Origin of the sequence: Streptomyces siamensis, assembly GCF_039543605.1 — a bacterium.
Taxonomy (GTDB): Bacteria; Actinomycetota; Actinomycetes; order Streptomycetales; family Streptomycetaceae; genus Streptomyces; species Streptomyces siamensis.
This window is the reverse complement of record NZ_BAABKB010000016.1, coordinates 507,446-528,974: the sequence shown is the minus strand read 5'-3', so window position 1 is coordinate 528,974 and position 21,529 is coordinate 507,446. Positions and strand designations below refer to the sequence as shown.

At 72.4% G+C, this 21,529-nt stretch carries 19 protein-coding genes and 1 riboswitch; of the genes, 6 read left to right on the top strand and 13 right to left on the bottom strand.

Annotated elements, in window-relative coordinates:
* Nucleotides 1-157 precede the first annotated feature (157 nt).
* Nucleotides 158-676, top strand: a complete 519-nt coding sequence (locus ABEB03_RS22950) for a metallophosphoesterase family protein (RefSeq protein ID WP_345652388.1) — start codon at nt 158-160, stop codon at nt 674-676.
* A gap of 59 nt (nt 677-735) precedes the next feature.
* Here ABEB03_RS22950 and ABEB03_RS22945 read toward each other — a convergent pair whose 3' ends face one another.
* The 7 genes from ABEB03_RS22945 to ABEB03_RS22915 are packed head-to-tail and all read right to left on the bottom strand — an operon-like array spanning nt 736 to nt 8,789.
* Nucleotides 736-1,431: an SRPBCC family protein gene (locus ABEB03_RS22945; protein WP_345652384.1), complete on the bottom strand. Its 696-nt coding sequence runs from the start codon at nt 1,429-1,431 to the stop codon at nt 736-738.
* 45 nt (nt 1,432-1,476) lie between these two features.
* Nucleotides 1,477-2,862 carry an XdhC family protein gene (locus tag ABEB03_RS22940; RefSeq protein WP_345652380.1) on the bottom strand — a complete coding sequence of 462 codons (1,386 nt, stop codon included), beginning with the start codon at nt 2,860-2,862 and terminating at the stop codon, nt 1,477-1,479.
* A 33-nt stretch (nt 2,863-2,895) separates the two neighbouring features.
* The gene (locus tag ABEB03_RS22935; RefSeq protein WP_425589282.1) at nt 2,896-4,143 is read right to left on the bottom strand and encodes a vWA domain-containing protein; all 1,248 of its coding nucleotides are present in this window, start codon (nt 4,141-4,143) and stop codon (nt 2,896-2,898) included.
* A gap of 6 nt (nt 4,144-4,149) precedes the next feature.
* Nucleotides 4,150-5,040: an AAA family ATPase gene (locus ABEB03_RS22930; RefSeq protein WP_345652377.1), complete on the bottom strand. Its 891-nt coding sequence runs from the start codon at nt 5,038-5,040 to the stop codon at nt 4,150-4,152.
* 16 nt (nt 5,041-5,056) lie between these two features.
* Nucleotides 5,057-5,911 carry an FAD binding domain-containing protein gene (locus ABEB03_RS22925; RefSeq protein ID WP_345652374.1) on the bottom strand — a complete coding sequence of 285 codons (855 nt, stop codon included), beginning with the start codon at nt 5,909-5,911 and terminating at the stop codon, nt 5,057-5,059.
* Complete coding sequence (locus ABEB03_RS22920) at nt 5,908-8,322, bottom strand: xanthine dehydrogenase family protein molybdopterin-binding subunit (protein ID WP_345652371.1); 2,415 nt, start codon at nt 8,320-8,322, stop codon at nt 5,908-5,910. Before ABEB03_RS22920 ends, ABEB03_RS22925 begins: the two co-directional genes overlap by 4 nt.
* Nucleotides 8,319-8,789: a (2Fe-2S)-binding protein gene (locus ABEB03_RS22915; protein ID WP_095938229.1), complete on the bottom strand. Its 471-nt coding sequence runs from the start codon at nt 8,787-8,789 to the stop codon at nt 8,319-8,321. Before ABEB03_RS22915 ends, ABEB03_RS22920 begins: the two co-directional genes overlap by 4 nt.
* A 276-nt stretch (nt 8,790-9,065) precedes the next feature.
* Here ABEB03_RS22915 and ABEB03_RS22910 point away from each other — a divergent pair, with 276 nt between their 5' ends.
* Nucleotides 9,066-11,048 carry a translation factor GTPase family protein gene (locus tag ABEB03_RS22910; RefSeq protein WP_345652366.1) on the top strand — a complete coding sequence of 661 codons (1,983 nt, stop codon included), beginning with the start codon at nt 9,066-9,068 and terminating at the stop codon, nt 11,046-11,048.
* Nucleotides 11,049-11,109: 61 nt separating this feature from the next.
* Here ABEB03_RS22910 and ABEB03_RS22905 read toward each other — a convergent pair whose 3' ends face one another.
* A complete protein-coding gene (locus tag ABEB03_RS22905; RefSeq protein WP_345652363.1) occupies nt 11,110-12,375 on the bottom strand; it encodes a YncE family protein in 1,266 nt (421 codons plus the stop codon).
* Nucleotides 12,376-12,614: 239 nt separating this feature from the next.
* Between ABEB03_RS22905 and ABEB03_RS22900 the strand changes: the two genes are divergently transcribed.
* Complete coding sequence (locus ABEB03_RS22900) at nt 12,615-13,274, top strand: TetR/AcrR family transcriptional regulator (protein WP_345652360.1); 660 nt, start codon at nt 12,615-12,617, stop codon at nt 13,272-13,274.
* A gap of 284 nt (nt 13,275-13,558) precedes the next feature.
* Here ABEB03_RS22900 and ABEB03_RS22895 read toward each other — a convergent pair whose 3' ends face one another.
* On the bottom strand, nt 13,559-14,791 hold the full coding sequence (locus ABEB03_RS22895; protein WP_345652713.1) for a glycosyltransferase: 1,233 nt from the start codon (nt 14,789-14,791) through the stop codon (nt 13,559-13,561).
* Nucleotides 14,792-15,094: 303 nt separating this feature from the next.
* On the opposite strand from ABEB03_RS22895, the gene ABEB03_RS22890 reads away from it, so the two are divergent.
* Complete coding sequence (locus ABEB03_RS22890) at nt 15,095-16,099, top strand: polyprenyl synthetase family protein (protein WP_345652357.1); 1,005 nt, start codon at nt 15,095-15,097, stop codon at nt 16,097-16,099.
* Here ABEB03_RS22890 and ABEB03_RS22885 read toward each other — a convergent pair.
* Nucleotides 16,096-16,446, bottom strand: a complete 351-nt coding sequence (locus ABEB03_RS22885) for a hypothetical protein (protein ID WP_345652710.1) — start codon at nt 16,444-16,446, stop codon at nt 16,096-16,098. The two genes, ABEB03_RS22890 and ABEB03_RS22885, sit on opposite strands and share 4 nt — an antisense overlap.
* Before the next feature lie 5 nt (nt 16,447-16,451).
* Nucleotides 16,452-18,137, bottom strand: coding sequence for an aa3-type cytochrome oxidase subunit I (ctaD, locus tag ABEB03_RS22880; RefSeq protein WP_345652355.1), 1,686 nt, complete (start codon nt 18,135-18,137; stop codon nt 16,452-16,454).
* A gap of 105 nt (nt 18,138-18,242) precedes the next feature.
* Here ctaD and ABEB03_RS22875 point away from each other — a divergent pair, with 105 nt between their 5' ends.
* Both ABEB03_RS22875 and ABEB03_RS22870 read left to right on the top strand, forming a co-directional pair.
* Nucleotides 18,243-18,809, top strand: a complete 567-nt coding sequence (locus ABEB03_RS22875; RefSeq protein ID WP_345652352.1) for an RNA polymerase sigma factor — start codon at nt 18,243-18,245, stop codon at nt 18,807-18,809.
* The gene (locus ABEB03_RS22870; protein ID WP_345652349.1) at nt 18,802-19,827 is read left to right on the top strand and encodes a CU044_5270 family protein; all 1,026 of its coding nucleotides are present in this window, start codon (nt 18,802-18,804) and stop codon (nt 19,825-19,827) included. The genes ABEB03_RS22875 and ABEB03_RS22870 overlap by 8 nt, the downstream gene beginning before the upstream one ends.
* 9 nt (nt 19,828-19,836) lie before the next feature.
* Here the strand turns inward: ABEB03_RS22870 and ABEB03_RS22865 are convergent, their stop codons facing one another.
* On the bottom strand, nt 19,837-20,685 hold the full coding sequence (locus ABEB03_RS22865; RefSeq protein ID WP_345652346.1) for a bifunctional 5,10-methylenetetrahydrofolate dehydrogenase/5,10-methenyltetrahydrofolate cyclohydrolase: 849 nt from the start codon (nt 20,683-20,685) through the stop codon (nt 19,837-19,839).
* A 24-nt stretch (nt 20,686-20,709) separates the two neighbouring features.
* Nucleotides 20,710-20,796: riboswitch (ZMP/ZTP riboswitch) on the bottom strand.
* A 330-nt stretch (nt 20,797-21,126) separates the two neighbouring features.
* On the bottom strand, nt 21,127-21,492 hold the full coding sequence (locus ABEB03_RS22860; protein ID WP_028804205.1) for a nuclear transport factor 2 family protein: 366 nt from the start codon (nt 21,490-21,492) through the stop codon (nt 21,127-21,129).
* Nucleotides 21,493-21,529 lie beyond the last annotated feature (37 nt).

Sequence of the window (21,529 nt, the reverse complement as noted above, 5' to 3'; positions counted from 1 at the left end):
CCTGATTCCTGGTGGGGGCATGTGGCGGGCGTGCGCCTGATGCCTGGTGGGGACACGTGGCGGGCGTGCGCCTGCCGTTCGGCGGGTCCGCCGTCCGACGCGGGCGCGGTGGCCCGCGGACGGTGCGCCTGCCTGCCGCGGGTGACACCCTGGCCGCGTGCGCCTCCTGCTGATGTCCGACACCCACCTCCCCAAGCGGGCGAGACAGCTTCCCGCCGCGCTCCTGGCCGAACTCCCGCGCGCCGACGTCGTCGTGCACGCGGGCGACTGGGTGGACACCGCCACCCTGGACCTGCTGGAGGACCGCTCCCGCACCCTCATCGGCGTGTACGGCAACAACGACGGACCCGCCCTGCGCGCCCGCCTCCCCGAGGTCGCCCGCGCCGATCTGGGCGGCCTGCGCCTCGGAGTGGTCCACGAGACCGGCGCCGCCAAGGGCCGCGAGCAGCGCTGCGCGGACCGCTTTCCCGACCTCGACGTCCTGGTCTTCGGGCACAGCCACATCCCCTGGGACACGACCGCGGCGACGGGTCTGCGCCTGCTCAACCCGGGCTCCCCGACCGACCGCCGCCGCCAGCCCGACTGCACGTACATGACCGCGACGGTCACGGACGGGCGGCTGTCCGAGGTGACCCTGCACCGGCTGCCGCCGCGCACGCCGGGCTCCGGGAGCTGAGCGGTCCGGGGGAGCGTGGCGCGATCGACGGCACCGCCCTGGGCCGGCACGGCAACCGGTCAGCGGCGCCGCACCCGCCGTCGTATGCGCAGGAGCACCAGGACCGCCACGACGGCAGCGGCGACGGGCGCGAGACGTTTGACGACCGGTACCCCGGCCGTGCCGAACAGGTCGATCGGCTCCGCCTCCGGACGCGCCGTCACCGCCGGCCCGTCGAGCCGTCCGGCCTCGGCGGGCGGCTCGACCCCGGATCCGGCGTCGGCGCCGTGCCCGGCCTCCGATGCCGCCGGCCGCGGGCTCGGCGATCGCTGCGCACCGCCCAGCCGTTCCGCGAGACAGTCGGCGAACCGCCCGACCAGCCTGTCGCCCACGTCCGCCATCACACCCCGCCCGAACTGCGCAGGCCGTCCCGTCACCGTGAGATCGGTACGGACCGACACGAGCGTGCCGTCCGCCCGTCCGTCGAGCGTGCCCGTGACCCGGGCCCGTGCCGTGCCCTGGCCGCGGGTCTCCTTGCCGGTGGCGACCAGCACCAACCGGTGGGCCTCCTCGTCCTGTTCCTCGAAGACCGCGCTGCCCCGGTACGTCAGGGTGATCGGCCCGACCTTGACCTTCACCGAGCCGGTCACGGTCTTGCCGTCGTACTCCTCCACCGTCGTGCCCGGCATGCAGGGGGCGACGCGCTCGATGTCGAGGAGCACGTGCCACGCCTCCTCGACCGGAACGGGGACCGTGAACTCGTGGTGCAGATCCATCATTTCCTCCTGGACCGGAATCGCGCGGAGCCCGCCGGGAGCCGGCTACCTCGGATGAATCGCCCCGGCCGTCGCCGTGAGGGGCGTCCCGGTGCCGCCCCAGCGCAGCGCGACGATCTCCGCGGCGACGGACACGGCCACTTCCTCGGGCGTGCGCGCGCCGAGGTCGAGACCGACGGGTGAGCGCAGCCGGGACAGTTCACGCTCGGTCAGGCCCGCCTCGGCCAGCCGTTCCATGCGTTCGTCGTGCGTACGACGGCTGCCCATCGCGCCGATGTACGCGGCCGGCCTGCGCAGGGCCACCTCCAGCAGGGGCACGTCGAACTTCGGGTCGTGGGTGAGGACACAGATCACGGTGCGTGCGTCGGTCGTCGTCCCGCCCAGATAGCGGTGCGGCCAGTCGACCACGACCTCGACCCCCGGCGGGAACCGCTTCGGCGTGGCGAAGACCGGGCGGGCGTCGCACACGGTGACGCGGTAGCCGAGGAAGTCACCGATGCGGGCGACCGCCGCCGCGTAGTCGATCGCGCCGAAGACCAGCATGCGCGGCGGCGGCGCGAAGGAGTGGAGGAAGACGCTCACCGCGTCCTCGCGGCGCTCGCCGTGCGGGCCGTAGTGCCGCTGTCCGGTGGCGCCGAGGGCCAGTTCGCCCCGCGCGTCGGCGGTGACGGCGACGTCCAGGCCGGTCGTGCCGAGCGAGCCGGCCACCCCGGCCACCCCGACGGCCCCCGCTGTCGCCGCGCCGGACCGCGTAGCAGCGTCCGCTGCCCCGCCGGCGCCTGTCGTCGCGTCCGCGCCCGTCGTCGCGGCCGTACCCGTCGTCGCGGCCGTACCCGCCGCCGCGGCCGTGCCGGGTGTGACCGCCGGGCCGCGCCCGGACACGGTGCCGGTGCCCGCCGCCGTGTCGATCCCTGACACACTGCCCGCACCCGCGCCCGAGTCCTGCGTCGTACTCGTCCCCGCCCCCGAGTCCGACGCCGGGCCCGGTTCGGATTCGGTGTCCGGCCACACGGCGAGCGTGGCGCCGCGCGGCGCCGGTCCGTCGATCACCGTCGCGACGGTCACCGGGCGGCCCGCGGCCACCGACTCGGCCACCGCCGCGAAGGCCGGGTCGTCGGCCGGCGAGACCCGGCGTACGAGCACCGTGATCTCGCCGCCGCAGGTGAGCCCGACGGCGAACGCGTCCTCGTCGCTGTATCCGAAGGTCTCCAGCCGCGCCTCGCCCGACGCGACGACCTCCCGCGCGAGTTCGAAGACCGCGCCCTCCACACATCCGCCGGACACACTGCCCACGACCTCGTCGCCGGGACCGACCGCCATGGCCGCGCCGGGATCGCGGGGCGCGCTCCGGCTGACCGCGACCACCGTGGCGAGTCCGAAGGGGGACCCGGCCGCGTACCACTCGTGCAGCGCCGGGAGGATCTCACGCATCGTGCGCTCCCTCCGCCGTGGGACACGTCTCCCTCAAGGGTCCGCTCCTCTCACCACCGCCGCCAGACGCTCCAGCGCGGCCAGGCTGTGCCCCTCGACGAACGCGTCCACGCTCGGCAGCGCGGCCGCCATCCCGGCGGCCAGGGGTGCGTAACCGGGGCGGGCCTTGCGCGGATTGGCCCAGATCACCCGGTGCGCGAGCCGGTGCAAGCGTCGCATCTGCCCCGCGAGCAGGGCCGGATCGCCACGCTCCCAGCCGTCCGAGAGCAGCACCACCACCGCCCCGCGCGCCATGCCGCGGCCACCCCAGCGATCGAGGAAGCCCCGCAGCAGTTCGCCGAGCCGGGTGCCGCCGCGCCAGTCGGGCACGGCCGTGGCGAGGGCCGCCATCGCCGTGTCGGGATCGCGGTGCCCGAGTTCCCGTGTCACCCGGGTCAGCCGGGTGCCGATCGTGAACACCTCGGTGCGGGTGCCGCGCGAGGCGGCGTGCGCGAACCTCAGCAGCGCGTCCGCGTAGGGGCCCATCGAACCGCTGACGTCCACGAGCAGGACGATCCGCCGCGGCCGCTCCACCCGGGTGTGCCGCAGCAGCCGGGCCGGTTCACCGCCGCGCCGCAGCAGCTCCCGGACCGTGCGCCGCGGATCCACGTCGCCGCGCCGTGACGGGTGCCGCCGGGCGGAGCGCCGCGTCTCGCCGCGCGGCCGGAACGCGGCCAGCAGCCTGCGCAGTTGCTCCCGCTCGGCCGCCGTCAGCCCGGCGATGTCACGATGGCGCAGTACATCGGCCGGGTCGGCCCGCACGGGCGTGGGCACGGCGGCGTCCGGGCCGGACCGCGTCGCCCCGCGCGAGAGGGCCCCGGCGGCCCGGACGACCGTCCGTCGCCGGGGCGGCGGGACGGGGCGCGGCGGCCGGCCGCTGGTGTCCCGCTCGGCGAAGTACGCGGCGAAGACCCGGTCGTAGCGCTCCAGGTCGTCCCGGCTTCCGCACAGGGTGAGCCGTCCCGCCCAGTACACGTCGAACCGTCCGGCCGGGTCGAGGAGGGCGAGCGCGCCGAGCAGGGCCTGCACACGGTCGGGTCCCGCGTCGACCCCGGCCGCGCGCAGAGCCCGTGCGAAGCCCACGAGCACCGCGGTGCCGTCGGCAGCGCCGACCGGTGCGCCCGGCGGCGGGGCACCGGCGCCGCCTCCGGGAACGGACGGACGCCGCGGGCCCGCATCGCCGCCCGGTACGGCCTGCCGCCAGGTCCCGGCGCGGCCGGCGCGCGGGTCGGTGCCGTCCACGCCGTCTCACCCCTCCCGTGCCGCGAGGATCGCCGAGAGGTCCAGTCCCCGGGCCCGGTCCGCGTCCTCGCGGTACTTGAGGGCGGAGCCCAGTGTGACGACCGCCAGTTCGGCGTCCACCTCGGTCGCGCCGAGCGCGTGCAGGGCCCGTGCCCAGTCGATCGTCTCCGCGACCCCGGGCGGTTTGACGAGATCCTCGGAGCGCAGCGCCTGCACCAGCGCGGTGACCTGCTCGGCGAGCCGGTCGGTGACCTCCGGCAGTCTCCTCCTGACGATGGAGAGTTCGCGGGCGAACCCGGGATGGTCGAACCAGTGGTACAGGCACCGTCGTTTCAGGGCGTCGTGCACCTCGCGGGTGCGGTTGGAGGTCAGGACCACGACGGGCGGCGACTCGGCGCGCAGCGTGCCCAGTTCGGGGATGGTGACCGTGTACTCGGACAGCAGCTCCAGCAGGAACGCCTCGAACTCGTCGTCCGCGCGGTCGACTTCGTCGACGAGCAGCACGGACGGCTGTGTCTCCAGCGCCCGCAGGAGGGGCCGCGCGAGGAGGAACCGCCGGTCGTACAGCTCGGCTTCGAGCCGGTCCGCGTCCGTGACACCCGCCGTCTCGGCGGCCCGCAGATGCAGGAGCTGGCGCGGGAAGTCCCAGTCGTACAGCGCCTGGGACGCGTCGATGCCCTCGTAGCACTGGAGCCGGATCAGTGGGGCGCCGGTCGCCTCGGCGAGGGCGGACGCGAGCGCGGTCTTGCCCACGCCCGCGTCGCCCTCGCAGAACAGCGGCCGGTGCAGCCGCAGTGCCAGGAAGCAGGCCACGGCCAGCCCGTCGTCGACGAGGTACCCCGTCTTCTCCAGGCGGGCCCGCACCTCGTCCGGACCGCTCGGGCCGTCCGTGGTCATGGCGGCGATGGGCTCCTCACCCCATCCCGGCGGCGGCGAGCACCGCGCGCCGGGTGAGCACCCGGGCGAGGTGCGCACGGTACTCGGGGGACGCCGACGGGTCGGACGAGGGACGGGTGCCGTCCGCCGCCGTCTCGGCCGCCCGACGCACCGCACCCACCGCGGTGGCGCCCTCCAGCGCCTCCTCGGCGGCCTCGGCGCGCAGCGGAGTCGAGCCCATGTTGGTGAGGCCGATCCGCGCCTCGGCGATCCGCCCGTCGTCGCGCCGCACGAGTGCCGCCACCCCGACGACCGCCCACGCCTGCGCGACGCGCTGGAACTTCTCGTAGTGGAAGCCCCAGCCGTCGCGGGCCGGAATCTCCACCTGCACCAGCAGTTCGTCGGGTCGCAGCGCGGTCTGGAGGTAGTCGACGAAGAACTCGCGGGCCGGGATGGACCGCTGCCCGTCCGGTCCCACGGCGACGAGGGTCGCGTCCAGCGCGAGGATCACGGCGGGCAGGTCGCCGGCCGGGTCGGCGTGCGCGAGGGATCCGCCGAGCGTGCCGCGATGGCGTACGGCCGGGTCCGCGACGGTGGCGGTGGCCGCGGCGAGCAGCCCGGCGTGCCGGCGCACCAGGGGGTGGCGGACGACGTCGTGGTGGGTGGTCATCGCTCCGATGACCAGGGTGCCCTCGTCCTCGCGGATCCCGCGCAGTTCCGGTATCCGCCCCACGTCGACGACGAGTTCGGGGAACGCCAGCCGCAGACGCAGCAGCGGCAGCAGGCTCTGCCCGCCGGCCAGCACCTTGGCGTCCTCGCCCGCGTCGGCGAGCGTGCGCACCGCCTCGTCGACGCTCGTGGGCCTCGTGTACTCGAATGCCGGGGGAATCATGCCGACGCCTCCTTCGCGGACGCTGTGGGACCTCCGGAGGAGTGCCCGTCGGACCGTGCGGCGCGAAGGGCCTCCCAGACCCGCTGCGGGGTGCAGGGCATGGCCACCTCGCTCACCCCGAGCGGACGCAGCGCGTCCACGATCGCGTTGACGACGGCGGGCGTCGAGGCGATGGTGCCCGCCTCGCCGACTCCCTTGGCGCCCAGGGGGTTGGACGTCGCGGGCGTCTCCGTCCGGTCCGTCACGAAGGCGGGCAGGTCGGCCGCGGAGGGCACGAGGTAGTCGGCCATCGTGCCGGAGACGAGGTTGCCCTCGTCGTCGTAGACGGCCTCCTCGTACAGGGCCTGCGCGATGCCCTGCGCGACCCCTCCGTGCACCTGGCCTTCGACGATCATCGGGTTGACGACCCGCCCGACGTCGTCGACGCTGACGTACGAGCGGATGGTGGTCCGCCCGGTCTCGGTGTCGACCTCTACGGCGCACAGGTGCGTGCCGTGCGGGTAGGAGAAGTTGTCCGGGTCGACGAGGTGCTCGGCGTTGATGGTGGGTTCCATGCCGTCGGGCAGGTCGTGCGAGGAGAACGTCTCGAAGGCGATCTCCTGGATGGACCTGCGCGCCTCGGGCGATCCCTTCACCGAGAACACGCCGTGCGTGAAATCGAGGTCGTCCTCGCTCGCCTCGAGCAGGTGCGCTGCCACCTTCCGCGCCTTCTCCACCACCTTCTCGGCGGCGTGGTGGACGGCGGCCCCGCCCACCACGAGCGATCGCGATCCGTAGGTGTCCATGCCCTGCGGAGCCGCCCTGGTGTCGCCGTGCACCACCTCGACGTCCTCGAAGGGCACCCCCAGCACGTCGGAGGCGATCTGGCTCCAGCAGGTCACGTGCCCCTGCCCGTGCGGGCTGGTGCCGGTGACCACCTCGACCTTGCCGGTCGGCAGCATACGGATGCTCGCCGCCTCCCAGCCCCCGGCCGCGTACCGCAGATCGCGGAGCACCCGGCTCGGCGCGAGCCCGCACATCTCGGTGTAGGTGGACACTCCGATGCCCAGCCGCACCGTCTCGCCGCTCTCGTTGCGCTTGCGCTGCTCGGCGCGCAGCTCGTCGTACCCGAAGAGCGCGAGTGCCTTGTCCGTGGCCGCTTCGTAGTTGCCGCTGTCGTACGTCAGCCCCGCGATCGCCGTGTAGGGGAACTCCTCGTGGCCGATCCAGTTGCGGCGCCGCAACTCGACCGGGTCCAGGCCGAGTTCCACGGCCAGCTCGTCCATGATCCGTTCGATGGCGTACGTCGCCTCGGGGCGTCCCGCGCCGCGGTAGGCGTCCGTCGGCGTGCGGGTGGTGAACACGCCGGTGCACGTGAAGTCGTACGCGTCCATCTTGTAGATGGCGGGGTACATGAACGCGCCGAGGATCGGGATGCCAGGGGTGACGAGCATCAGGTAGGCGCCCATGTCGGCGAGCAGGTCGACCTTGAGGCCGAGCAGCCTGCCCTCCCGGGTGGCGGCGATCTCCACGTCCTGGATCATGCCGCGGCCGTGGTGGGTCGCGAGATAGCCCTCGGATCGCGACTCGGTCCACTTCACCGGCCGTCCGAGACGACGGGCGACGGCGAGGGCGAGCGCCTCCTCGCCGTACACCTGGAGTTTGGAGCCGAAGCCGCCGCCCACGTCCGGGGCGATCACGCGCAGCTTGTGCTCGGGGACCCCGGTGACCGTGGCCAGCATGATCCGCAGAATGTGCGGGATCTGGGTGGCGGAGTGGACGGTGTACTCGCCGGACGCGGCGAGCGGCGTGACGACGACCGACCGCGGTTCCATCGCGTTGGGGATGAGCCGCTGCTGCACATAGCGCCGGCGAAGGACGACGTCGGCGCGGTGCCGCACCGCCGGGTACTCCTCGCCGGTGGCCAGCGGCCACACGTAGCAGCGGTTGGTGCCCTTGTCGGAGTGGACCAGCGGCGCGTCGTCGGCGAGCGCGGCCTCCAGGTCGAGGACGGGCGGCAGTTGCTCGTAGTCGACCTCGACGGCCTCCAACGCGTCGGCGGCGGCGTACCGGTCCCGGGCCACGACGACCGCCACCGGGTCACCGGCGTAGCGGACCTCGTCGACCGCGATCGGCGGGTGGTCGGGCAGCACCATGTCCTCGGTGACGGGCCAGGCGCAGGGCAGCGAGCCGAGGCCCGCGGCGAGGTCGCGGCCGCTGAACGCGGCCACGACGCCGGGCTGTTCGAGCGCGGGGGACACGTCGATCCGTCGGATGCGGGCGTGTGCCATCGGGCTGCGCAGGATCGCCAGGTGCAGCAGCCCGTGGACGTCGATGTTGTCGGTCCAGGTGGTCTGGCCGGTGACGAGGTGGGCGTCCTCCTTGCGCGGCCGGGACCGGCCGACCTCGCGTTCGGTGACCTGGTCGCTCATGTCGTTGCCTCCTGTCCGGAGGCGGCGAGGACCGCGCGCACGATGTTCTGGTAGCCGGTGCACCGGCAGAGGTTGCCCTCCAGGGCCTCCCGCACCTCCTGCGGGTCCGGCGCCGGGTTCTCGCGCAGGAGATCGCGGGCGGCCATGATCATCCCGGGGGTGCAGTAGCCGCACTGGAGCGCGTGCCGCTCGTGGAACGCCTTCTGCAGCGGATGCCACTCACCGTCCCGGGCCAGGCCCTGGACGGTGGTCACCTCGCCCGAGTCGGCCTGGACCGCGAGCACGGAGCAGCTCTTCACCGTCTCCCCGTCGAGGTCCACCGTGCACGCCCCGCAGTTGGAGGTGTCGCAGCCGATCGGGGTGCCGGTGAGGCCCAGCCGGTCACGCAGATAGTGGATCAGCAGGAGACGGGGTTCCACCTCGTCCTCGTACGTCGTGCCGTCCACCTTCACCGAGATACGGGTCATGTGCCCTCCCAGGGAACCGTGCGAGGGAATGGGTACGGGGCGGCAGCCGCCCGAGCGGACAGCGGCCGCCGACGTGATGGGCGTCACTCTAGGGCCGTGTTCCGGGTCGGGGGAGTGTCGCGGCAGGCATTTGTTGAGCGTTAATCCGTTGCCGTCGCACACGGCCGCCTGCTGCACTGCTCGGGACGCGTCCACAGGATCGAGGAGCAGCAATGCGCACACCGTTCATGTCCACCCAGGAAGGAACCACTCCCACTTCGAAGGACATGACACCCGGTGCACTTGCTGAACCTGGGAATTCTGGCGCACGTAGACGCCGGTAAGACGAGCCTGACCGAGCGGCTGCTGCACTCGGTCGGAGTCATCGACGAGATCGGCAGCGTCGACGACGGCAGCACCCAGACCGATTCCCTCGCGCTGGAGCGACAGCGCGGCATCACCATCAGATCCGCCGTCGTCTCCTTCGCGATCGACGACGTCACCGTCAATCTCATCGACACCCCGGGTCACCCGGACTTCATCGCCGAGGTGGAGCGGGTGCTCGGCGTCCTCGACGGCGCCGTCCTCGTCGTCTCGGCGGTGGAGGGCGTCCAGGCGCAGACCCGTGTCCTGATGCGGACGCTGCGGCGGCTGCGCATCCCGACGCTGATCCTCGTGAACAAGATCGACCGGAGCGGCGCACGGTGCGCCCACGTCCTGGAGCAGATCGCCGAGCGGCTCACCCCGGCGATCGTCCCGATGGGCGAGGCCGTCGCCCCGGGCACGCGCGCGGCTCGCTTCACCCCTTTCGACGACGACCGGCTGCGCACCCCGCTGCTCGACCTGCTGGCGCGGCACGACGACGAACTGCTCGCGGCCTACGTCGAGGGCGACGTCACGGCCGGTCGGCTGCGCGACGACCTCGTTCGGCAGACCGGGCGGGCCCAGGTCCACCCGGTGTTCCTCGGCTCGGCCGTGACGGGCGCGGGAATCGGCGAACTGATCAGCGGGATCAAGGAGTTGCTGCCCGCCGCCGAAGCCGACGGCGGGGGCCCGGTCTCGGGGACCGTCTTCAAGGTCGAACGCGGAGCGGCCGGGGAGAAGATCGCGTACGCGCGGATGTTCTCCGGGACGCTGCGCACCCGCGACCGGCTGACCATCGGCGGCGGCGAGGAGGCGAAGGTCACCGCCATCAGCGTCTTCGACCACGGGACCGCCGTCCGTGAGGACGCCGTGGCCGCCGGCCGGATCGGCAAACTGTGGGGGCTCGGTGGCGTCCGGATCGGCGACGCCATCGGTGTGCCGCGCACTACGGCGGCCGGACACCACTTCTCGCCGCCGACGCTCGAGACCGTCGTCGTCCCGGCGAGCCCGGCCGACCGCGGCGCACTGCATCTCGCCCTCACTCGGCTGGCCGAACAGGACCCGCTGATCGACGTGCGGCACGACGAGGTGCGATCAGAGGTCTCCGTGTCGCTCTACGGGGAGGTGCAGAAGGAGGTCGTCCAGGCCACGCTGGCCGACGAGTTCGGTCTCGACGTCACATTCCGTGAGACCACGCCGCTGTGCATCGAACGGCCCGTGGGCTCGGGCACGGCGGTCGAGTTCAACAAGAAGGACCCCAATCCGTTCCTCGCGACCGTCGGACTGCGCATCGACGCCGCGCCGGTCGGTTCCGGCGTCTCGTTCGGCCTGGAGGTCGAGCTCGGCGCCATGCCCTACGCGTTCTTCAAGGCGGTCGAGGACACCGTCCGCGAGACGCTGGGGCAGGGACTGCACGGCTGGGAGGTCACCGACTGCACGGTGACCATGACGCACTGCGGCTACTCGCCCCGGCAGAGCCACGCCCACCAGGGCTTCGACAAGAGCATGTCCAGCACGGGCGCCGACTTCCGCGGGGTGACCCCGCTGGTGGTGATGAACGCGCTGCGCCGGGCCGGCAGTCAGGTGTACGAGCCGATGCACCGGTTCGTCCTGGAGGTCCCGGCGGACACGCTCGCGGCGGTGCTGCCCCTGTTGGCGAGCGGGCGTGCCGTGCCGCGGACCACGGAGGTGCGCGGCACGGCCTGCGTCCTGGAGGGCGTGGTCCCGGCCGCCCGGGTGCATGGACTGGAGCAGCAACTGCCGGGGCTGACACGGGGCGAGGGCGAGCTGGAAGCAGCCTTCGACCACTACGCGCCCGTCGCCCGCGGCGCGGTCCCGGACCGGCCGCGCATCGACCTCAACCCGCTGGACCGGAAGGAGTACCTGCTGAACCTGACGCGCCGGGTCGGTGGATGAGGTGTGCGGGGCGCGGCCGGTCACGCGGCCGGCCGTGCCCCGCACCGGGCCGGCGGATCGGTCAACCGGCCGATGGCCCCGTCCAGTTCACCTCCACATGGCCGAGGCGCACGCGCTGCGGGTGGTCGCCGACCGCTACCGACACCCTCTTCTGTCCGGTGGCGAAGTCGATGGCGGTGACCTGATCGGCACCGCTCTCGGAGACGACACAGTCCTTGCCGTCGCCGCTGACGGTCGCCCAGTACGGCTTGGACGCGGTGACGAGCGGGCCCTCCTGGAGGGTGTCGCGGTCGACGACGGTGGCGTAGTCGTCCATCGTGCCCGCGACGCACAGCTTGGTGCCGGAGGGGTTCATCGAGATGCCGTGGTGGCGGGAGTCGTTCACCCACGTCGTACGGTCGGCGCTGGTGGCGGGGTTCTTGGGGAGGGTCTTCACCCGGGTGATCCGGTCGGAGGCGACGTCGTACTCCAGGAAGCCGTTGAAGAACGACACCTGGAAGTAGAGCTTGGACTCGTCGGGCGAGAAGACGGCGGGGCGGACCGCGTCCGAGTAGTCCTTGAGCCCGATCGCGTCGAGCCGCTCGCGCATGTCGATCACCTTGACCTGCCGGAACGTGGTCGCGTCGACGACGGTGATCCGCCGGTCGCCCTTCGTCCAGTCCAGCCACGGGTCGTCGAGAGCGGTGTTGACGTCGCCGATGGCCATGTTCCAGATGTACTTGCCGTCGCGCGTGAAGATGTTCTCGTGCGGCTTGTCCCCGGTGGCGAAGGAGCCGAGCTGTCTGCCGGTGGTGATGTCGAGGACGTGCACGGTGTTCGCGGTCGACGCCGAGACCGCCACGCGCGTGCCGTCGGGGGAGACGGCCATGTGGTCGGAGCGGTAACCGGCCACGGGGAAACGCCAGTTGATCCGGCCGCTGGACAGGTCGATCGAGACGACGTCGGCGAAGCTCGGGCGGGAGACCACCACGGACCTGCCGTCGGGCGTCGAGTACATGTCGTCGACGAACTGGTCGTGGCCCTCGCCGACGCCGTTGCGGATCGCCATGAAGTAGATCCACCTGATGGGGTCGGCGTTGATCGCCGCGAGCCGCTCGGCCTTGTCCGGGATGACGTCGACACGTCCGATCTTCGCGAAGTCGCCGGTGGAGCGGATGACGTCGGCGGTGCCGTCCCAGTTGTTGCCGACGAACATCACCTCACGCAGGTCGGCGGCCGACGTTCGCGCCGAGTCCGTGCCGGCGGCGGTCGCCGTGCCGCCGAGCGTGAAGGTGAGTGTGAGGGCGGCGGCCAGAGAACAGAGGTGTCCGGGTCTGAGGACAGACATGGGTGGGTCCTTGTCGTTGTGGGGAGTGCGGGTGGCTTGGGCATGACAAGGGAAAATCTGAACACGCCCGCGTTCAGAGTTGACTTACTGGAAAGTAAGGAGGGGGTGGGTCTCTCCACAAGGGTCCGTACACGACAAAATCGTCAAGAGTGAACGACGCGTCGGCACAGAGGAGCACCCGCGCGCCGGAGAGCGGGGACGCTGGAGCGGTGAGTGCCGCAGCGGCTGGGGAGGCGGGCATGACGGGCAGGCTCAGAGCGCCGACCGGCCGCTACGGGGGCAGGACCGCCGCGGAGCGGCAGGCCGAGCGGCGCCTCCGCTTCATGGACGCCGCGCTTCGGCTGTTCGGTGACAGCCCCGGCTTCCGGTCCACCACCGTCGCCGCGCTGAGCGAGGCGGCGGGACTGTCCACGCGCCAGTTCTACGAGGAGTTCCGCACCCTGGAGGACGTGCTGGCGGCTCTGCATCTCCAGGTCAACGACTGGGCGGAGGAAGCGGCGCTGGCCGCGCTGGCCGAGGCCCGGGACCTGCCGCTCGCCGAGCGGGCCACCGCGATCTTCCGTGCGTACGCGGCGAACGTGACGGGCGATCCGCGCCGCATCCGCATCACCTTCGTCGAGATCATCGGTGTGAGCCCGCGGCTGGAGGAGCAGCGGCTGGCCCGCCGCGCCCGCTGGGTGGACTTCATCTGCGCGGAGGCCGCCGGCGCCGCGGCCCGCGGGGAGGCGGCCGCGCGGGACTACCGCATCGCCGCCACCGCCTTCATCGGAAGCGTCAACGGCCTGCTCCACGACTGGCGCGCGGGCTGGGTGGACGCGACGCTCGACGAGGTGGTCGAGGAACTGGTCCGACAGCTCCTCGCCATCCTGCGTCCGGCGGGCTGGCCGCCGACCCCATAGGCCCTGTCTGACCATTCCCGCCTGCCCGGCGACACCATGCACGCACGCTCGCCGCACCGGACACAGCCCCAAGTGCATCCAGCACGAGAGGCTGCGTCCGGCGCGCCGAGCACACGTACCTGAAGTCGCCGAGCCGCCCTTCGGGCGACGCCGCGCATTGTCAGACAGGCGCTGGGCGTCCCTTCCGTGCCGGAGGCCGCTTGCGCGCGGCCCGTCGTCCCCGGGGCGGGCCCCAGGAACCCGCCGGTCGAAAGAGAAGGCGGGCCGGTCGCCGTACCCGGCGTTCAGTCCGCCAACCGGCCGATCGCGTCGGCGACCGGCCTCACCCCGTCCTCCGCGCCGATGCGCGCGGCCAGCGCGGTGGCGCGCCGCCGGTACGACGGGTCACCGGTGGCCCGCACCAACGCGGCCGTGAGCCGGGCCGCGCTGAAACCGCGCAGCGGCACGGCGCCCGGTGACACGCCGAGCGAGACGAGCCGCGTGGCCCAGAACCCCTCGTCGAACTGGATCGGCACGGGCACGGCCGGGACCCCGGCCCGCAGACCGGCCGCCGTCGTGCCCGCCCCGGCGTGATGCACCACCGCGGCCATCCGGGGGAAGAGCCGTGAGTGCGGGACCTCTCCGACCGTGAACATGTCGTCGCCCGTGGCGTGCAGTTCGCCCCAGCCCCGCTGGATCACCCCGCGCAGCCCGGCCGCCCGCAGGGCGCGGACGACGTGTGCGCTCAGCCGGCCGGGGTCGGGCACCGTCGCGCTGCCGAGGCCGACGAAGACCGGCGGAGGGCCGGCGTCCAGGAAGTCCCGCAGCGCGGCGGGCAGTTGCGCGTCGGCGCCGTCGTACGGCCACCAGTATCCGGCGACGTCGAGCCCGGCCCGCCAGTCGCGCGGGCGGCGCACCACGTGTGGGCTGAAACCGTGGTGCACGGGCCAGCTCTGCCGTTCGCGGGCGCGGCGCACGGCGCCGGGGCCGAGGGGCGGCAGGCCGAGCCGGCCCCGCAGGGTGCGCACGGTCTCGGCGAAGACCCGTTCCACGGCCATGTTCACCCCGTGTCCCGCGGCCCGGTTCACCGCGGGGCCCCACGAGCGGACCCCGGTCACGGGAGGCGCGAAGTCGCCGGTGGGGGCCAGCGGCTGGAGGTAGACACCCATGCTCGGCAGAGACAGCCCCTCGGCGACGGTGTGTCCGAGCGGACCCAGCGAACCGGACAGCAGGAGCACGTCGCTGGCGTGGGCCGCCTCTACGAGGTCGTCGGCCATCCGCCCGACCAGCGCCCGCGCCATCCCGACGAGCCGGATCAGCTTTCCGGCCCCCGTGGCGCTGCGGTGCAGCCCCCGTCCGCGGGTGGACTCCAGTTCGGCGCGGGGATCGACGGGCAGGGCGTGGAAGCCCACACCGGAGCCGGCCACCAGATACTCGAAGCACCCGTGCGTCACCAAGGTGACCTCGTGTCCGGCGCGCGCCAGTCCGTGCCCGAGCCCGGTGTACGGTGCCACGTCGCCCCGCGACCCCGCGGTCATGATCGCTACTCGCACGACGGCCAGTATGGCGGGGTCCGAGACCGATGGACCCTCACTTCCCGGCCGCTATGCGGCGTTTCCCGCCCGATGCGGCGCCGCGCGCCGCCCGACGCGCCCCGGCGCGCGGCTGTCCGAGCGCGACGCACGCCGAACGGGAGGGCCTCGGTGCGGCCCGCCGGCCGGGTCCGGTCGGCCCATCGCATGATGAATTGATTCGGCCATGGCGCAAAATCGCTCTAGCTCCCCTGTGAACCGGGTGATCGAATCGGTCCTCGATTGAACAGAGTGGTGGGGTGGGCTTGCGTGACTGCGGTGTCGTACGTGGATGTGCATCGGCAGATGGCCGCGGCGATCGAGGCCGAGCGGGAGGCCGCGCTCGGCCTGCTCGGCGCGTCGGCCCCGTCCGTCCGGGCCGTCGTGGCCGCGCTCCTGCGGCACCGCACCTTCAAGTACCCCCTGTCGGTGCTGCCGTTGATCGTCCACGCCGCCGAGACCGGCGCTCTCGAACCGGCCCTTCCGCTGACCGTCGTCCATGACCTGTGGTGGACCTCGGCCTGCTGCCTCGACGACCTCGCCGACGGTCAGGGAACCTTCGCCGTCGGCGACCTCGACGAGAGCGACGCGCTGCTCGCCACCGTCATCGGCGGAACGCCCCTGCCCCTGCTGGTCGTCCAGTCGGAGCGGATCCCGGAGCAGGTGCGCGCCGCCCTGTCGGCGGAGGTCGTGCGGTGCTGGATCGGCGCGACCGAGGGCCAGTTGAGAGACCTCCACGGAGACGCGGCCACCGCCACCCGCGCGTCGGTGGCCGCCGCGTACCTGGGGAAGTCCGGCGCCCCGTACAGCATGATCACCACCATGGCCGCGGAGCTGGCCGGTGCCGCGAAGCCGCGTGTGGAGCTCTGGCGCGAATTCGGTGACGTGTTCGGGGTCCTCTGGCAGATCTTCAACGACCAGGAGGACATCCTGTCCGGTCGCGACGAGGACCTCCTGAACGGCACCGTGACGTATCTGCTCGCCTGCGCGCTGGAGGAGACCGCCCCGCATTCCACCGCCGGCGTCCTCGGGTTGCACACCGCCGCGCGGACATCGCCGCAGGCCCGGACGGAACTGACCGACGTGCTGCTCGCGCCCGCCGTGCTGCGTCGCTTCGCGCAGGACATCGACGAGTTCCGCCACCGGGCCCAGCGCATTCTGGACGAACTCGGCGGCGACCAGGCCTTCGTGCCCGTTCTGCGCGACCTCGTGGACCGGTCGTCCGTCATGCATCTCCAGCCGCGTGCCGTCACCGAGACCGCGATGGCGCTCTAACCTCTCGTCCCCGTCAGCAGCAGCACGGCCGGCGACACCAGGGCGAGGGCCGTGCAGATCAGGACGCCGGCGCACCAGCGCCGCCGCAGGCGGCGGTACCTGTCCTCGTACTCGGCCCGCAGCTCGCCACCGCGTCGCGCGACGTGCTGCCAGGAACGCCTCGCGAGGACCAGGTGTTCCGCCGCGTAGAGCTCCTGCACCTCGGCCCGCTGGGTGTCCGACAGCCAGGGCAGCGACCGGGCGAAACGCTCCGCCTCGGCGCGCCCCTCGGCACGGGCGGCCTCGACGAGCAGATGGCCTTCGAGCTCGCGTATCAGCGGCGACACGTCGAGCGGCCGGTCGTCCATGGCGGTCACCGCAGTTCCCTCCCGGCGGACGGCAGAGGGGTGTCCGACACCGAGGTGCCGGGATGGTGCAGGTCGAAGGCCGGGGATTCACTGCGGATCCGCGGCAGCGTGAGGAAGTTGTGCCGCGGCGGCGGGCAGGACGTCGCCCACTCCAGCGAACGCCCGTAGCCCCACGGGTCGTCGACGCCGACCGGCTTGCCGTACTTGGCCGTCTTCCACACGTTGTAGAAGAACGGCAGGAACGAGAGTCCGAGAAGGAAGGACGAGATCGTCGACACCGTGTTCAGTGCCGTGAGCCCTTCCACCGCAAGATAGTCGGGGATCCGGCGCTGCATGCCATTGGCACCGAGCCAGTGCTGCACCAGGAACGTGCCGTGGAAGCCGGCGAACAGAGTCCAGAAGGTGATCTTGCCGAGGCGCTCGTCGAGCATCTTGCCGGTCATCTTCGGCCACCAGAAGTGGAAGCCGGAGAACATCGCGAACACCACGGTGCCGAAGACGACGTAGTGGAAGTGCGCCACCACGAAGTACGAGTCGGACAGGGGGAAGTCCATCGGCGGTGAGGCGAGCATCACGCCGGTCAGACCCCCGAAGACGAACGTGACGAGGAAACCGGTCGCCCACAGCATCGGAGTCTCGAAGGACAGGGAGCCCTGCCACATCGTTCCGATCCAGTTGAAGAACTTCACACCCGTCGGAACGGCGATGAGGAACGTCATGAAGGAGAAGAACGGGAGCAGTACACCGCCGGTGACGTACATGTGGTGGGCCCACACCGTCACGGACAGACCGGCGATCGCGATGGTCGCGCCGATCAGGCCCATGTAACCGAACATCGGCTTGCGCGAGAACACCGGGATGACCTCGGAGATGATTCCGAAGAACGGCAGCGCGATGATGTACACCTCCGGATGCCCGAAGAACCAGAAGAGGTGCTGCCACAGCAGCGCGCCCCCGTTCGCCGCGTCGAAGACGTGCGCACCGAATGCACGGTCCGCCTCCAGCGCGAACAGGGCCGCCGCGAGGACGGGGAAGGCCAGCAGCACCAGCACACCGGTCAGCAGCACGTTCCACACGAAGATCGGCATGCGGAACATCGTCATGCCCGGAGCGCGCATGCAGATGATGGTGGTGATGAAGTTGACCGCGCCGAGGATGGTGCCGAAGCCGGAGAAGGCCAGACCCATGATCCACATGTCGGCGCCGACGCCCGGCGAGCGGACCGCGTCCGACAGCGGCGAGTAGGCGAACCAGCCGAAGTCGGCCGCGCCCTGCGGGGTGAGAAAACCACCCACCGCGATCAGCGAGCCGAAGAGGTACAGCCAGTACGCGAACATGTTCAGCCGCGGGAACGCCACGTCGGGCGCGCCGATCTGCAGCGGCATGATCCAGTTCGCGAAACCGGCGAACAGCGGCGTCGCGAACATCAGCAGCATGATCGTGCCGTGCATCGTGAACGCCTGGTTGAACTGCTCGTTCGACATGATCTGCAGACCGGGCCGGGCCAGTTCGGCGCGCATCAGCAGCGCCATGACACCACCGACGCAGAACAGCGCGAACGAGGTCACCAGATACAGCGTGCCGATCGTCTTGTGGTCCGTGGACGTCAGCCACTTCACCGCGGCCCGTCCCGGACGCCGTGCGCGCGGGCCTGCGGATGCGGGCGGCGCCGTCACCGTGTTGCTCTCCATGCCCCGCCTGTGTCCGGCCCTCGCCGCACCGTCACAATGGAGCGACGCGACGAGCGTCACACCGAAGGGTGTGACGCTCACCCACCTGCCGGACACAGACGGATCATGAGCAACGACGAGACCTTCGCCGCTGCCTATCGCGAGCACTACTGGGCGGTCAGCCGCTACGTGGCTAGGCGACTGGACGGCCGTGGCAGTGATGTGGAGGAGGTGGTGGCGGAGGTCTTCACCGTCGCCTGGCGGCGCCGGTCCGACCTGCCGCCCTCTCCTCTTCCCTGGCTGTACGGGGTGGCGCGCCGCTGCCTGGCCAACGCGGTACGCGGATACGGACGCCGCCGCAGGCTGCTCGACCGGCTCGGCAACGACGAGAGCGCGCACGGCACCCAGGTGGTGGCCGGGCCCGGCTCCGACACACCGGGCGACTGGGTGCACGAGGCGCTGGCCCGGCTCTCCCCGGCCGACCAGGAAGTACTGCGCCTCACGGCCTGGGAGGAACTCGCCGTCGACGAGGTCGCCGTCGTCCTCGGCTGCGGCAGCCGCGCCGCCGCGATGCGCCTGCACCGCGCCCGCCGCCGGCTCAGAGCCGAGATCGACCGTCTGCAGACCACCCCCGTGGCCACCGGCACCGCAACGCCCCGCCGCGACATCCTGAAGGAGCCCGGCCATGGCTGACGAACTCGAACTCCTGCGCCGCGCCGACCCGGTCCCGTCCGCCGACCCCCGCTTCGGCGACCGCCCGCTCGACCAGCACGCCGAACACCGGCTCGACCTGCTCCTGCACGGCGGCGACCGCAGGCCCGACCGCCTCCCGCACGGCGGCGAACGCCGGCCGCGCCCCCGGCACCTGCGCCGGTGGACCTGGGGCCTCGGCTCCGTGGCGGCGGCCTGCGTGGTCGTCCTCACCCTCACCCTCATGTTCTCGGGCTCGGCCACCGCGCCCGCCGTGGCCGCACCGCGCCCGCTGGTCGTCGAGGCCGGATCCGCCCCCGTGCCGCTCGACCGGATCGCCGGCCGCGCGGCGGCCGCCGGGGACACCCTCCGGCTGGTCCAGGGCACCCATCTCCAGTCGTGGAGCCTCGCCATGACGTCCGGCCCCGGCGCCCGGCCGCCCGTCACCCTGCCCGAGGAACGCCTCGTCCGCTGGAAGGCCGACGGCAGCCACACGGAACTCGTCGTGGCCACCGACCCGCGCCGCCCGGGAAAGCCGGTCGTCACGGACGCCGACCCCGTGCCCCGCACCGTCGAGGACGGGCACGTCCTCAGCAGGCGGACCTATCCGCCGAGTTGGAGCGACGCCCCGCCCGTCGCCCGGCCGCCGCACGACGCCGTACGGCTGCGCGCCTACCTGGACGAGATCGACCGCACCGGCCCCCTGGACACCCCGGGACTCCTCGACGCCGTCGCCGGACTGCTGGACAACTGGACGCTCGGCACCCGGGAGAACGCCGCGCTGGTCCGGATCCTGGCCGACGCGCAGGGCCTGCGCCCGGCCGGTGCGGTCACCGACCGGCTGGGCCGCGGGGGACAGGCGTACGTATACGACGACCGGGCGCACTCCGTCCGGCGGATGCTGGTGCTCGACCCGGTCACCGGTGCCGTCCTCGGCCTGGAAGAGACCGTCACCCGGGACGACCCCGAGTTCGGGGTCAAGGCCGGGGACGTGCTCTCCTACCGCGCGTGGATGCGCTGACGGTGCCGCTCAGACGCCCGGCCGGCGTTCCGCTGCCGCCACGGTCTGCTCCAGCAGAACCGCGATGGTCATGGGGCCGACGCCGCCGGGCACGGGCGTGATCAGTCCGGCCCGCGTGACGGCCGTGTCGAAGTCGACGTCGCCCACGTTGCCCGGGTTGTACCCCGCGTCGATCACGACGGCACCCGGCTTGACGTCCTCACCGCGGATCAGCCGGGGCCGGCCCACCGCGGCCACCACGATGTCCGCCTCACGCACGAGGGACGACAGGTCCTTCGTACGCGAGTGGCAGTACGTCACCGTGGCGTCCCGTCCGAGGAGGAGCATGCCGACCGGCTTGCCCAGGATCGCGCTTCGGCCCACCACGACCGCCCGCCTGCCCGCCGGGTCGACGTCGTACTCGTCGAGGAGCCGCATGATGCCGCCGGGTGTGCAGGACACGAAGCCGGGCAGGCCGAAGCTCATCGCCGAGTACGAGCTCAGCGTCACGCCGTCGACGTCCTTGCGCGGGTCGATGGCCTCGAACGCCGCCCGCTCGTCGATGTGCGGGCCGACGGGGTGCTGGAGCAGGATGCCGTGCACGGTGGGGTCCTCGGAGAGCGCGCGGAGCGTGCCGACCAGTTCGGCGGTCGTCGTGGCGGCCGGCAGGGCGACGTGCCGGGACTCGATCCCCGCCTTGCGGCAGCGGTTCTGCTTCATGCGCACGTAGGTGACCGAGGCGGGGTCCTCGCCGACGAGCACCGTCGCCAGACACGGCGCGGCACCGGTACGGTCCTTCAGGTCGGCGGCGCGCTTCGCGGTGTCCTCGACGATCCGGCGCGCGAGAGCCGTGCCGTCCATGAGCTGGGCCTGGGACATGAGCTGCTCCTCCAGAGCGCTGCTGACGATCGCCCAGGCGCGCGGCTGAGACCCGTTCGTCAGGCCGCTCCCCGGTGGTACTCCACCTCAGCGCCAGTCACGGCCCGCCGACCAGGGTAGCTCCTGCGGGTGACCCGCCCGCGGCCGGTCCGGCCCGCTGGGGGCGGCGGGCCTCGTCACCCGCACCACGAGGTGTGGTGCCGGGTACGGGTCGGGCTCACCGGCGTCGGAGGGGCAGCCTTCGAACGGCACGCGGTGCCGGAGGACGGGAGCGGGCAGCGCGCAACGCTGAGCCCAGCAGCGAGGCGGACAGTCGCAGACCTGCCGCGGAGACGGGTCGCGGCAGCCGAGCGGGGCGCGGGCGCGACCGGCCCATCCCCACTCGCGCCGAGAAGGTCCAGGTCAGACGCGACGTGATCTGGACCTTCGGCCAGTGCCTTTCTACTCGTCCCATGCCTGGAGCAGCGTCTGGTCGACGATCTTGCCGTCACGCAGCGACATCATCGACGTGCTCAGCACCTTCACGCCGTCCGCGTACTCGCAGGACTCGGAGAAGGCGACGTGGTCGCCCTGGACCACGCACTGCTCCAGCTTGTGGGTCATGTCCCGGCTGTAGACGTCGTCGAGCATCTCGGCGATCTCGCCGCGACCGTGTTTCACCATCGGGTGGCTGGGCTGGGTGTTGCGGTCGACGATGCGCAGTTCCGCGTCGTCGGCGTAGAGCGACAGCAGATCCGTCGCACTGTGTCCTTCAATGGCTCGGCGCAGCGCTTCGGTGTCGAAGGCGGGGCCTAGCGAGGTGCCCATGATGACCTCCTTGAAGGCCGCGGCCCGTCGAGGAGCA